This window comes from Streptantibioticus rubrisoli (genome assembly GCF_024436055.1).
Taxonomy (GTDB): Bacteria; Actinomycetota; Actinomycetes; order Streptomycetales; family Streptomycetaceae; genus Streptantibioticus_A; species Streptantibioticus_A rubrisoli.
Genome location: NZ_JANFNH010000003.1, coordinates 242,310 through 254,727, shown reverse-complemented (window position 1 = coordinate 254,727; position 12,418 = coordinate 242,310). Strand labels below are relative to the sequence as shown.

12 protein-coding genes are annotated in these 12,418 nt (G+C 72.4%); 6 read left to right on the top strand and 6 right to left on the bottom strand.

Annotated features, from left to right (window positions below; all coding sequences use genetic code 11):
- The first annotated feature begins 14 nt into the window (after positions 1 to 14).
- The gene (locus NON19_RS06070) at positions 15 to 287 is read left to right on the top strand and encodes a DUF4190 domain-containing protein (RefSeq protein WP_372514008.1); all 273 of its coding nucleotides are present in this window, start codon (positions 15 to 17) and stop codon (positions 285 to 287) included.
- 116 nt (positions 288 to 403) lie between these two features.
- A complete protein-coding gene (locus NON19_RS06065) occupies positions 404 to 2,080 on the top strand; it encodes a bifunctional 3'-5' exonuclease/DNA polymerase (protein WP_255925583.1) in 1,677 nt (558 codons plus the stop codon).
- A gap of 4 nt (positions 2,081 to 2,084) precedes the next feature.
- Here the strand turns inward: NON19_RS06065 and NON19_RS06060 are convergent, their stop codons facing one another.
- The 3 genes from NON19_RS06060 to NON19_RS06050 are packed head-to-tail and all read right to left on the bottom strand — an operon-like array spanning position 2,085 to position 3,625.
- Positions 2,085 to 2,468 (bottom strand): DUF427 domain-containing protein, encoded by a 384-nt coding sequence (locus NON19_RS06060; RefSeq protein ID WP_255925582.1) that lies wholly within the window; start codon positions 2,466 to 2,468, stop codon positions 2,085 to 2,087.
- 44 nt (positions 2,469 to 2,512) lie between these two features.
- Positions 2,513 to 2,662 carry a hypothetical protein gene (locus tag NON19_RS06055; protein WP_255925581.1) on the bottom strand — a complete coding sequence of 50 codons (150 nt, stop codon included), beginning with the start codon at positions 2,660 to 2,662 and terminating at the stop codon, positions 2,513 to 2,515.
- 48 nt (positions 2,663 to 2,710) lie between these two features.
- On the bottom strand, positions 2,711 to 3,625 hold the full coding sequence (locus tag NON19_RS06050) for an MBL fold metallo-hydrolase (RefSeq protein WP_255925580.1): 915 nt from the start codon (positions 3,623 to 3,625) through the stop codon (positions 2,711 to 2,713).
- Positions 3,626 to 3,755: 130 nt separating this feature from the next.
- Between NON19_RS06050 and NON19_RS06045 the strand changes: the two genes are divergently transcribed.
- Both NON19_RS06045 and NON19_RS06040 read left to right on the top strand, forming a co-directional pair.
- Positions 3,756 to 4,376: a cyclodeaminase/cyclohydrolase family protein gene (locus NON19_RS06045; RefSeq protein ID WP_255925579.1), complete on the top strand. Its 621-nt coding sequence runs from the start codon at positions 3,756 to 3,758 to the stop codon at positions 4,374 to 4,376.
- Between the two features lie 226 nt (positions 4,377 to 4,602).
- Positions 4,603 to 4,926, top strand: coding sequence for a DUF4118 domain-containing protein (locus tag NON19_RS06040; RefSeq protein WP_255925578.1), 324 nt, complete (start codon positions 4,603 to 4,605; stop codon positions 4,924 to 4,926).
- A gap of 37 nt (positions 4,927 to 4,963) precedes the next feature.
- On the opposite strand, the gene NON19_RS06035 is transcribed toward NON19_RS06040, so the two are convergent.
- Complete coding sequence (locus NON19_RS06035; RefSeq protein WP_255925577.1) at positions 4,964 to 7,573, bottom strand: MFS transporter; 2,610 nt, start codon at positions 7,571 to 7,573, stop codon at positions 4,964 to 4,966.
- The gene (locus NON19_RS06030) at positions 7,570 to 8,085 is read right to left on the bottom strand and encodes a MarR family winged helix-turn-helix transcriptional regulator (RefSeq protein ID WP_255925576.1); all 516 of its coding nucleotides are present in this window, start codon (positions 8,083 to 8,085) and stop codon (positions 7,570 to 7,572) included. The genes NON19_RS06035 and NON19_RS06030 overlap by 4 nt, the downstream gene beginning before the upstream one ends.
- A gap of 259 nt (positions 8,086 to 8,344) precedes the next feature.
- Here NON19_RS06030 and NON19_RS33105 point away from each other — a divergent pair, with 259 nt between their 5' ends.
- Both NON19_RS33105 and NON19_RS06020 read left to right on the top strand, forming a co-directional pair.
- Complete coding sequence (locus tag NON19_RS33105; protein ID WP_303653366.1) at positions 8,345 to 8,962, top strand: LAETG motif-containing sortase-dependent surface protein; 618 nt, start codon at positions 8,345 to 8,347, stop codon at positions 8,960 to 8,962.
- A gap of 161 nt (positions 8,963 to 9,123) precedes the next feature.
- Positions 9,124 to 10,692 (top strand): purple acid phosphatase family protein, encoded by a 1,569-nt coding sequence (locus NON19_RS06020; protein WP_255925575.1) that lies wholly within the window; start codon positions 9,124 to 9,126, stop codon positions 10,690 to 10,692.
- Positions 10,693 to 11,037: 345 nt separating this feature from the next.
- Here NON19_RS06020 and NON19_RS06015 read toward each other — a convergent pair whose 3' ends face one another.
- On the bottom strand, positions 11,038 to 12,300 hold the full coding sequence (locus NON19_RS06015; RefSeq protein ID WP_255925574.1) for a hypothetical protein: 1,263 nt from the start codon (positions 12,298 to 12,300) through the stop codon (positions 11,038 to 11,040).
- Positions 12,301 to 12,418 lie beyond the last annotated feature (118 nt).

The following is a 12,418-nucleotide window of genomic DNA, read 5'->3' as shown; positions in this document are numbered from 1 at the left end:
ACGTCCCGAAGGGAATCATCGTGACCACCGTCACCACGGCCCCCGCCCGGCGTTCGGACGCCGACGGCACGGCCGTCGCGTCGTTCATCCTGGGACTGCTCGGCACCTTCGTGCTGAACATCGTCTTCGGACCGCTCGCCATCATCCTGGCCTCGGTCGCCCTGGTCCGCGGCACCCGACGGCGCGGCCGGGCACTGCTGGGACTGTTCCTCGGCATCGCCGACATCGCCATCCTGGTCGCCCTGATCACCACCCACCAGAGCATCGCCTGGACCCCGGGCTTCTGAACCGCGGTTCGATAGCGCCCTGAAGGGGCGCGAGGAACTGCGCGACCAGCCGCAGCGGCGCCGCAGATGATCGACGCCACATCGCCGCACCCCGGCGGAGCGCTTACGCTCGGCCGGTGACCAAACACCCTGACCCCGAGTGGATCGCCGTGGCCACCGATCCGGTGGGGCCGGGCGGACGGCTGCAGGCCGTGGACGGGGACGGGACCCCCGTCTCGGCCGCCGAACCGGTGGCCGACCTGGCGTCCGCGATCGCCGAGCGGGAGGCGCGGCTCGGACCGCGCTGGGTGTGGGCGGCCACCGACGATCTGTACCCCCGGCTGCTGGACCGGATGCCGGTACGGCTGGCCCGCTGCCATGACCTCAAACTCGTCGAGGCCCTGCTGCTCGGCCACGAGGGCGGCCATGGGCAGCCCCGCTCGCTAGGTGGGGCCTGGGCCCGGCTGCGTGGACTGCCGGTGCCGGACGATCCGCGCGACGGCGGCGCCGACGGACAGCCGTCGCTGTTCGCCGCCGACCGCCATCAACTACCGCCCGATGTCGACCAGTTGACCGCCGTGGTGGCGGTCCACGCCGACCAGCGGCGAAGGATCTCGGCGGTGGAACGGCCGGAGCGGGTGCGGCTGCTGTGCGCGGCGGAGTCGGCGGGCGCGCTGGCCGCGGTGGAGATGGCCAGGGACGGGCTGCCGTGGAGCGCCGCCGTCCATGACGCGCTGCTGACCGAACTTCTGGGGCCGCGCCCGGCGGGCGGGGTGCGGCCGGAGCGGCTGGAGCGGCTCGCGGCGCGGTTCCAGGAGGCGATCGGCCGCCCGGTCAACCCGGACTCGCCCGCGCAGGTGCTCTCGGCGTTCGCCCGGGTCGGGGTGAGCCTGCCGTCCACCCGCAACCATGTGCTGAAGGAGGCCGGTCACCCGGCCGCCGCGATCCTGCTGCGCTACAAGGAGTTGTCCCGGATCCACTCGGCGCACGGCTGGGCGTGGCGCGAGCAGTGGGTGCGCGAGGGCAGGTTCCGCCCGGAGTACGTGGTCGGCGGGGTGGTCTCCGGCCGGTGGGCGACGCGCGGCGGTGGCGCGTTGCAGATCCCGCGGCTGCTGCGCTCCGCGGTGGTCGCCGATCCCGGGCACCGCCTGGTGGTGGCCGACGCCGGGCAGTTGGAGCCCAGGGTGCTGGCGGCGATGTCCGGCGACCGCGGGCTGTGCGCCGCGGCGGCGGGCGGCGACATGTACGCGGACCTGGCCCGCACCGCGTTCGACGGCGACCGCGGGCGGGCCAAGATCGGGCTGCTGGCCGCGATGTACGGGCAGACCAGCGGCGAGGCCGGGCAACTGCTGGCGGTACTGCGCCGCCGCTTCCCAGCCGCCATGGCACTGGTCGAGAAGGCGGCGCGGGTCGGCGAGGCGGGCGGCGTGGTCCGCTCCCGGTTGGGCCGCACTTCACCGCGACCGGCGGACCTGTGGCCCGGGGGCGACGAGGAGGCGGAGGGCACCTTGCGGGCGGCGCGCGCCTGGGGGCGGTTCACCCGCAACTTCACCATCCAGGCCTCCGCCGCCGACTGGGCGCTGGCGGTACTGGCCGCGCTGCGCCGCAGGCTCGCCGCACTGGGCGGCGAGCCCCGGCTGGTGTTCTTCCAGCACGACGAGGTGATCGTGCACACCCCGGTCGAGCTGTCCGAGGCGGTCGCGGCGGCGGTCGCCGAGTCGGCGCGGGAGGCGAGCCGCCTGGTGTTCGGGGACACCCCGGTGCGCTTCCCGCTGGAGACCAGCGTCGTGGAGTGCTACGCGGACGCCAAGTGACCGCTCACACCTCGGGCCCGGCGGGCGGCTCCCCATCGACGGCCACCGTCGCCACCGTGTCGTAGAACGACAGATGGTCCTTGATCGCCTCGACGCCCGGCAGCGGCTCCTGGTACGACCAGACCACGTCCGGGTGCGTCCTGCCGCCGCCCACGTAACTCCAGTACGACGCGGTGCCCTTGAACGGGCAGGTGGTGTGGGTTTCCGTCGGCTCGAACAGGGTGAGGTCCACGTCCTGCGGCGGCAGGTAGTAGCGGACCTTGTGGCCGGTCTCGTACACCAGGACCGGGCGGCTGCTGTCCGCCACGATCCGGCCGTTGATCTCCACCCTGACACGCTGGTTCCCGGGCACCGCCGCAACCCGGTGGCCGTGCGCACGCTCTGGCATCGCGCCTCCTCACGCCTGATTCCGTTACTGGGGCAACACCGCCGTCACGCGGAGTGTTCCACTCCGATCAGCACCTTGCCCACCGCGTCGTCCCTGAGCGCGGACGCCGGACCGCTGTGCGGGATCCACCCGCCCCGCTCCCCCGCGTGCGGGCCCACGTCGACCAGCCAGTCCGCGCGGCGCACCAGATCCATGTCATCGGTGGTCGTCTCCGTGGTGCCGCTTGGGGGATTGGCAGTGACTTACGGGTTGGTCGGCAGGTCCTCCGCTTCGACCAGGCGGTAACCGTCGCCGTCCCGCGTCACGTAGCCGCCGGTCGGGGGTGCGAAGTGGGTGCCGAGTAGCAGCGCGCCGGTCCGCTCGGCGTCGGCCAGCAGTTGCTGCCGGGTGCGCATGGCCTGCGCCGGGTCGACGTCGAAGACGCTGCACACCTCGGTCCTGGCCAGTTGTACGGGGTGGTGCACGCAGTCCGCGGTGATCAGTGCCGTGCGGCCTTCACTGGCCAGCCGGACCGCGACCTGCCCGGGGGTGTGGCCGGGTGCCGGTAGCAGGGTGAGCCCGGGGACGACCTCCAGGCCGGTGGGCGGTACGTCGACCAGGTCCAGCAGGCCGCTGTCGCGTACCGGGTCGACGGACTCGGTGAACATCGGCCGCCGCTCGGGCGGAAGATCGGCGGCGTACCAGTACTCGTACTCGGTGCGGGCCGTCAGATAGCGGGCGTTGCGGAAGGCGGGCACCCAACGGCCGCCTTCCAGGCGGGTGTTCCAGCCGATGTGGTCGCCGTGCAGATGGGTGTTGACCACCAGGTCGACGCTGTCGGGCGGGAAGCCCGCGGCGGCCAGCCGGTCGAGGTACGGGGTGCCCAGACCGCTCCACGCCGGGTTGGGCAGCGTCTTGTCGTTGCCGATCCCGGTGTCGATCAGCACGTTGCGGCCCGCTGTCCGCACCGCGAACGTGTGGACGGAGCCCAGGAGTTCGCCGGACGCGTCGGCGTAGTCGCGGGCCAGCCACGGGGTTCGCGGCACGATGTCGGGCGGCAGGTCGGCGAACACCGTGCGGCCCATGCCGGTGAGCGTGAGTTCGTCCACGCGGTGCACGGTGATGGCGCCGATCCGCCAGGTCGCCCCCGGGCCGCGGTGATCGTGAGTCACTGTCATACGGCGATCCTACGAAGGTCCGTTCGGCGCGGCGCGGGCGCCGAGGTCAGCCGCCGCCGACCGACGGCGGATTAGGATCTTCGCGGGTCCCGGCCCCTCCCATCCCTTACCGCCCGGAGGACAACCGAGCGTGCGTGACGAGACGATCAACGGGTTCCTGGAGCGACTGGCCGCACGGCGACCCGCCCCCGGCGGCGGTGCGTCGGCCGCGCTGCACGCGGCGCAGGGGGCGGCGCTGCTGGGCATGGTGGCCCGCTACACCACCGGCGCGAAGTACGCGGAACACCGGGAGGCCATCGAGCGGATCATCACCGCCACCGACGAACTGCGCGCCGCGGCCCTGCAACTCGCGCGGGACGACGCGACGGCGTTCGCGGCCGTGGCGGACGCGTACCGGTTGCCCGAGGACACCGAGGAGGCGAAGACGGCGCGCTCCGCCGCCATCGCCACCGCCCTCGTGGGCGCCGCCTGGCCGCCGTCGGAGGTCATCGGCGTCGCCGAGCAGTTGGTGACCGCGGCCGAGGGGCTGCTGCCGGTCGGCAGTCGCAGCGTGCTCAGCGACATCGCGGCCGCCGTCGAGGCCGCCCGCGCGGCGGCCACCACCGCCCGGGTCAACATCGAGGCCAACCTGAGGGGCATCACCGACGACCGGGCCCGCGCCGAACTGACCGAGGTCGCGGCCGAGGTGGACGGCATCGCGGCGCGCGCCGAACGCGTCACCGCCACGGTGCGCGGGGAGCTCACCGCCTGACCGCGCCCCTCCTGGACGGACGGGCGCCAGGCCCCCGTGTCGGCGCCCGTCCGCGTATCCATCAATACCCGGTGCGGCGTCAACGGACCGTAAGAATCAGCGCGTTCCGGATACGGGTACCGCTAACGTCCCAGGCCCCGGGCGCACCGCTCGCCTGAAGCGGCGCCAGGCTCAGGGCATGACTTCCGTGCACTGGGTACGACGTGGTACTCGGCCACGCAGACTGATGGATGATCTCGTACTGCCGGTCGGCTACGCCTCGGCGGCATTGGCTGCCGCCGTTCTCGCGTTGGGTGGCGGCCACTGGCACCCGTGGTTCTCGCTGACGGTCTTCGCCCTGCTCACCGCCGGGATCGCCGCGCAGACCACCAGAATGGTGCGGGCTGTGGCGGTGGCGGCGGTCTGCTGGTTGTTCTTCGACGGTTTCATCGTCAACGGCCAGGGTGAACTGGCCTGGCGGTCGACGGACCGCACGGGTTTCGCCGTACTGCTGGCCGCCGCGCTCGGCGGAGCCGCGGCCGCGGCGCTCGACCGGCACCGCGACCGGTAGGTGGGGCGGGTCCGCCGGACCCGCCCCACCCGGACGGTCACCGCTCGTGGGCCAGGTCCACGTCGAACCCCTCACGGCCGGTGCCGTCGAGGTGCACCTGGGTGGCGACCGGCGGGTATCCGCTGGCGATCACGGTGTACTCGCCGCACTCCAGATCGCTGAACCCGTACTCGCCGTCGGCCCCGGTCGTCGAGGTGCCGACCACGTTTCCGGCCGGGTCGAGCAGGGTCACCCTGGCGTCGTCCAGCGGCGCGCCGTCGGGCGTGCGCACCGTGCCGCGGATCCGGGCGCCCGGCGAGAGCCGTACCTCGTACCAGTTGGGCGTACCGGTGACGACCTCGACGGGCAGCGCGGCCGGGCGGTGCCCCTCGGCGCTGACCGCCAGCGTGTAGCTGCCCGGAACGAGTTCGCCGAACGAGAAGTCGCCCTCCACCCCGGCGGCGCCGGAGGCCACGACCTCACCGCGCACATCGGTGGCCACCACCAGCGCGCCCGGCAGCGGTTCGCCGTCCGTGGCGGCGCGTACCGCACCGGTCAGTCCGGCCGCACCGCTGAGCGTGAGGTCGAAGTCGACGGCAGCGTCGCCGACCACCACGGTGGCCGCCTGCGGCTGACGGGCACCGGCGGAGCCGATGAGCACATAGGTGCCGCTGCCGGGCGTGTCCAGCTCGTAGCGGCCGTCGGCCTCGGTGGTGGTACGGCCGAGCTGGCGGCCGCCGACGTCGATCAGGGTGACCACGGCCTGCGGGACCGGGGTGCCCTCGCCGTCCGTGACCAGGCCGCGTACCGGTACACCGGTGCGGTCCAACACGGCGGTGGCGGCGGCCGGTTCGGCGGCCTCGGCCGGTCCGCCCTCGCGCCGGTGGGTGCCGGTGCCGGGCTCGGTGGCCACGGCCGCGGCCACCGGCTGCTCCACGGCCGGTGCGGCGGGTGCGGCGGGCGGCGTGCCGCCCTCGTCGGACCCGGCGGCCTCGGCGGCGCGGGCCTGCAGGCCGGAGACCTGGCGCAGCGGCACCTCCTTGATGAACAGCATCAGCACGAACGCCACCGCGACCACCACGGCACCCAGCAGGAAGACGGTGTGCATGGAGTCGGCGAAGCCCTGCTTGAAGGGCTCGGCCAGCCGCGGGTCGAGCTTCTGGATGAACGACGAGTCGTTGAGCACACCGGAGGAGCCGCCTGCCGCGCCGGGGTGCTTGAGCATGCTCAGCACGGGCCGGTTGGCCGGGTTGGACAGCACCGACGGGTCATGCAGCGCCGTCTGGAACCAGTCGGTGTGCACGGCGGCCCTGAACGCCGAGGAGATCTTGCCGCCGACGTTGCTGAACAGCACCGAAAGGAAGATCGCGGTACCGGCGGTGGCGCCCATCTGCCGGAAGAAGGTGGACGAGGCGGTCGCCACGCCCATGTCCTTCGGCGGCACGGCGTTCTGCACCGCGAGCACCAGGGTCTGCAGGCAGCCGCCCAGGCCGAGGCCGAAGACGAGCATGTAGACCATGGTCTGCCACAGCGGGGTGTCCCACTGCACCTCGCGGTAGAACAGCAGCATCGACGCGACCATCAGCAGGATGCCGATGACCGGGAAGATCTTGTAGCGCCCGGTCTTGGCGGTCACCTGACCGGAGACGACCGAGGCGATGATCATGCCGAGCATCAACGGCAGCATTTCCAGGCCGGACTTGGTCGGGCTGGCGCCCTTCACGATCTGCAGGTACTGCGGGATCATCAGCATCCCGCCGAACATGCCCATACCGATGAGCACCGACAGCATGCTGGTCTTGCTGAAGGTGCCGTTGCGGAACAGCCGCATCGGGATCAGCGCGTCATCGCCGATCCACCGCTCGACGAAGATCCAGGCGATGATGCCGACCGCGCCGATCGCATAGCAGACGAGGGACTTCGTGGAGCCCCAGCCCCAGTCCCGGCCCTGCTCGGCGACGAGCAGCAGCGGCACGACGCCGATGGCGATGGTGACGGCGCCCCACCAGTCGATGCGGTGCTCGCGGCGGGTGTGCGGGATGTTCAGCACCTTGGCGACGACGAACAGCGCGATGATGCCGATCGGCACGTTGACCAGGAACACCCAGCGCCAGCCGGTGATGCCCAGCAGGGTGCTCTGACCGGCCAGGAAGCCGCCGATCAGCGGTCCGGCGACGCTTGAGGTGGCGAACGTGGCGAGCATGTAGCCCTGGTAGCGGGCGCGCTCGCGGGGCGGCACGATGTCACCGATGATCGCCAGGGCGAGCGACATCAGACCGCCCGCGCCGAGGCCCTGGAACGCCCGGAAGGCGGCCAGCTCGGTCATCGAGGTGGAGAAGGTGCACATCGCCGAGCCGACGATGAACACGCTGATCGCGGTGAGGAAGTACGGCTTGCGACCGTGCAGGTCGGACAGCTTTCCGTACAGCGGCGTGGCGATCGTGGAGGTGATCAGGTAGGCGGTGGTGGCCCAGGCCTGCTGGCTCAGTCCGTGCAGGTCGTCGGCGATGGTCCTGATCGAGGTGCTGACGATGGTCTGGTCCAAAGCGGCCAGGAACATGCCGAGCATGAGGCCGCTGAGGATGGTCAGGATCTGCCGGTGGCTCATGCCGCCCGGCGAGGCTATCGCCTTGGACTCCGCGGACGGCGGAGACGCGGACGTGCTCATACGTGTATTTCTCCCTGCTTCGCCGCGGTGCCCGCGTGTCCCCCGGGGCAGAGCCGCGCCTGTTGTTGTTCCACCAAGTCGTCGTTGAGGCGTGCCATGAGCCGGATCAGCTCACTGCGGTCCTCGGCTGGCCAGGGCTTCAGGAGCTCGGCCAGTTCCGCGTCGCGCTGGCGCTGGTAGTGCTCGAACGCCGCGCGCCCGGCCTCGGTCGCGGTCAGCAGCGACCCTCGCCGGTCCTCCGGGTCCGGTCGGCGCTCGACCAGACCCCGCTCCACCAGGGAGCGCACCTGCCGACTGACGGTCGACAGGTCAAGGAAGGCATCCGCGGCCAGATCGGTGGCCCGGCGCTCCCCACCGATCACCAGCCTGGCGAGCAGTACCCGGTCAGCGGCGCCCGGCTCGTGCTTGGCGCGCTGCTTCCAGGCCGCGATCAGCCGGGTGAGCCGTACCAGCTCGGCGCCCAGACCGGCCGCTGCTTCGGCGAGGCCTGTCTGGTCCGTACCCTCACCCATCGCCTTCCGCCTCCAGAGTGTATTGCTTGTATCCAGCAAGCTAGTGTAACCCGCTCCGGAGCGCCCTCTAGCACGCCGGGTGTGAATTCTTCATAAGAAGCGGCGCGGCATGGGCCTCCAAGATCACGGAGGCCGACGCCCGCTCGTGCTCAGGCCATGGATTCCGAGGTGCCACCGGACTGGAGTAGTGTGCCGCCCCTCTCATTGATGCCGCGGCGCAACGGGGGCGCCGCCAGGGGAAGTTGGAGAAGGAGAGCTCATGATCAGAGCGAGCCGGGGCGGCAGGAGATCAGGCGTGATCGCCGCTGCCGTCTTCACGGCCCTGCTCGGGAGCGGCGCACTGGCCGCCCCCGCCTCTGCACACGTCCCGGGATGGTCGGTGACCTGCGACACGGCCTCGATCGACCTCACCAACTACGACACGCGGGCCACCAACACGGTGGAGCTCAAGGCTGACGGCAAGGACCTGCTACCGGCCACCCAGTTCGGCGACACGTACCACAACACGTTCCAACTGCCCAAGCACTCCAGCCCGTTGCCGGTGGAGCTGGTCGTGCACGCCGGTGACGACCAGCGGTACAGCGTCGACCAGACCAAGACCGCCCCGGTGTGCGCCAACGCCTCGACCTCCGCCACCCCGTCCGGTCCGCCGCCGGTGTCCAGCAGCCCGCTGCCCAGCGTCACGGCGACCCTCAGCGCCTCCCCGTCCGCCGTCGCGCCCGTTCCCTCGCCCTCGCAGTCGGGCGGCCTGGCGCAGACCGGGGGCTCCAGCGCCACACCGCTGATCGCCGGTGGCGCCGCCGTGCTGGCCGCCGGTGGCGCACTGCTGGTGTTCGGCCGCAAGCGCCGGGCGAGCGGGGCGCACGCCGCCCGCTGACCGCCTCAAGTCCCGGGCGGGGCGGGCTGGTTCGCCGCCGCGCCCGGGGCCACATCGCGCACGGTTATCGCGCACGGTTTCGGTCTCGTTCGGTCGTTCGTCGGCCATTCTTCGCCGTGTCACATCCGGTATGACACATCCGGCGGGCATCGTCGGCCCCCATGAGTCGCACCGAACCTTCCCCGCCCCGGCCATCCGTCTCCCGCCGGGGTCTGCTCACCGCGGCCGGAGCGGGTGTCTCCCTCATCGCCGTCGACGGCGGCCGGGCCAACGCCCTGCCCGCCTCCTCCCCCACCCTGCTCACCACCCCGAGCAGGCTGGACGCTCCGGCGCTGGCCGGGGTGCACCTGCAGTTCGGCGCCGACGCCTCCCGCGAGGTCACGGTCTCCTGGCAGACCGATGTCTCGGTACGCCGTCCCCGGGTGCTGCTCGGCACGGTCGAGCACGGCGTCGGCGCCGCGCACCCGGCGCGGACCCGGACCTACCGCGACCCGGTCACCGGCGAGGAGGTGCAGGCCCACCACGCCCGCGTCCGGGGGCTGCGGCCCGACACCGAGTACCTGTACATGGCGGTGCACGACGGGGCCACCCCGGAGGCCGGCACCTTCCGCACCGCACCGCGCGGGCGGCGCCCGTTCACCTTCACCAGCTTCGGCGACCAGGCCACCCCGCAGGTCAACAAGGCGGAACCAGGCGGACTTTGGGGCCAGGACAACTTCGGCTCGCAGTACGCGGGGGACACCACCTCCGCCGTGGAACGGGTGGCTCCGCTGTTCCACCTGCTCAACGGCGACCTGTGCTACGCCCAGATGTCGGCCAACCCGACCCGGGTGTGGCGCGACTGGTTCATCAACAACAGCCGCAGCGCCCGCAACCGGCCCTGGATGCCCGCCGCGGGCAACCACGAGAACGAACTGGGCAACGGCCCCATCGGCTTCCGCGGCTACCAGACGTACTTCGACTTCCCGGACAACGGGGCCGAGGACGAGTTCAAGGGCCTGTGGTACGCGTTCACCGCCGGTTCGGTGCGCGTGATCATGCTGCAGAACGATGACGTCGCCTACCAGGACGCGGGCGGGTCGTACATCCGCGGTTACTCGGCGGGTGCGCAGGAGCGCTGGCTGGAACAGGAGTTGCGGCGCACCAGGGCGGATCGGGACATCGACTGGATCGTGGTGTGCATGCACCAGGTGGTGATCTCCACCGCCGACTTCAACGGCGCCGACCTCGGTGTGCGCCAGGCGTGGCTGCCGCTGTTCGACCGGTACGGCGTCGACCTGGTCGTCTGCGGCCACGAGCACCACTACGAGCGGTCGCTGCCCATCCGCGGCCAGCAGGGCAACGCGACGGCCACCCCCATCCCGGTCTCCACCGACCTCACGCTGGCCGACACCAGCAAGGGCACCGTGCACATGGTGATCGGCGGGGGCGGCATGGGCTTCACCTCCAACGGCAAGCTGTACGACGGCAAGACCGCCAAGGTGATCGTCGCCCGCGGCGACACCAGGACGAACGGCCACTACCAGGCGGTCTACGCCCACGAGGACGCGCCCTGGTCCGCCTTCCGCGATCGCGACAACCCCTACGGCTTCTGCGCGTTCGACGTGGATCCCGGCGAGCCGGGCGGGCGGACCCGGATCCATGTCACGTACTACGCGGTGACCGGTCCGGGCGGATCGATGAAGCCGGTGGACCGCTTCACACTGGAACGCCCCCGCAGCGACGCGTGACGCTTCCGGCTTGGGATGCGGTGACGCTCCCGCTGGGGGTGCGGTGACGCTCCCGCTGGGGGTGCGGTGACGCTCCCGCTGGGGGCGGTGGTGTGCGGTTTCGGTCGGGTGCGGCGACGTTGTGGCTGGGCGCGCAGTTCCCCGCGCCCCTTTGGGGCCCCTTCGGTGCCCATTCCGCCGACCTGCCTAAGCAGGTCGGGTGAAGTCCGCCGCGGTGCGGTGGCGCCCCGAAGGGGCGCGGGGCTGTGTTCATGTGCGGCTTCGCCGCGTGGGCGCGACCAGCCACGACGGTGCCGCGGCCGATCGAACGGCACATCGCGGCACTTCCAGCGAAGCGCTGAGCGCTTAGCGCACGGCGCCCAGGGCGTCCAGGCGTTGTTGCAGGGCGGACAGCGCGCCGGGCTGGTGGCCTACCACCTGGCGGCGCAACCGCGCCAGCTCCGGCGCGAGTTGGCGGGCCCGGGCCGGGTCGGTTACCCGGGACCAGCAGTGGTGGGCGCGGTCGACCGCGTTGATCACCGCCTCGTCCTCGGTGTCCTGGCCGCCCATGAGCCGGGCGCTGGCGGCGGTGAGCCACAACTCGCAGGCGCGGCCGGTGTCCTGGGCGAGCATGGCGAGGTCAGCGCGGACCTCCACCCAGTGCACGGCCTCCGCCGAGGAGGGCCCCGCGGCCCGTAGTGCGGCCTGCTCCCACGCCGCCGCTATGGCCGCGGCCTCGGTGTGCCGACCGGCCCGGGCCGCCTCGCGGATGGCGGCATGCGGATCGGCCGCGCCCGGCGGGGGCGCGGCGAGCGCCGTGCTGCGGCTGTCGGCGGCGCGCGGCGCCAGGTCAGCGGGGTGTGGCGGCACCGGCCCGGCGGCGGGGAGTTGGGGCTGGGCGGGTGCCAACGCCCCTGCGGCGGGCGGCGGTTCGACGGGCGCCCCGCCGTGGTGCGATCGCTGCGGCGGCCAGCCGCCGAAGAGCAGTTGCCGCCCGCCCGTCAGCCCGGCCGCCGCTGCCGCCTCCTGGTGCAACCGCTCCAGGGGCGGGCGGACCTCGGCGGCCCGGAGCAGTTCGGCGAGCGCCCGGCTGTACCCGCACGCCACGGTCTCCCGCTTGGGCGGCGGCGGGGCCAACACGCCGTACAGTGCCAGTCCGCCGGTCAACTGGTCGGGCCGGGTGGATATCAGCTGCCATGCCGACTCGTCGGCGACCAGGTCGCACACCACCGTGGTGCTGCCGGGCGGCCGCTGCTGGAACGTGGCGGCCAGCCAGTGCCACGGCAGCGCCGTGTACCGCACGGTTTCCGCCGTGGTGCGGCCCAGCAGCAGGTGCGGCAGCCGCTGTTTGCGGTCCAGGGTGAGCTGTCCGCACACGTAGACCAGCAGCGGCCCGGGGGCGGCCGCGGCGGTGTGCAGATGGGTGGTGACGGTGTTGGCGTCCACCGGATCCACCAACTGCACGACGCTCCCGCCGGAGCGGGTACCGGTGAGGATGTGCGGCGGGACGGCCGCGAGCAGCGGCAGCGCCGAGGAGGTGTCCAACACCCGGTGTCTTCCGGGAGGTGCGGAGGTCAGCAGCAGCGCGCATCCATGGTTCTGGTGGTCCGCCGCCCCGTTGATCGCCATGTCAGCACAGTATCGGCCAGGCGATGGCGGCCCCGCCACAGTCCCGGCGTTCGGCACCCCGGTGCCCGAGTGCGCCCTGTCGGTCCCAGGTCCTAGACTCAGCCTCCCAAACCAGCGC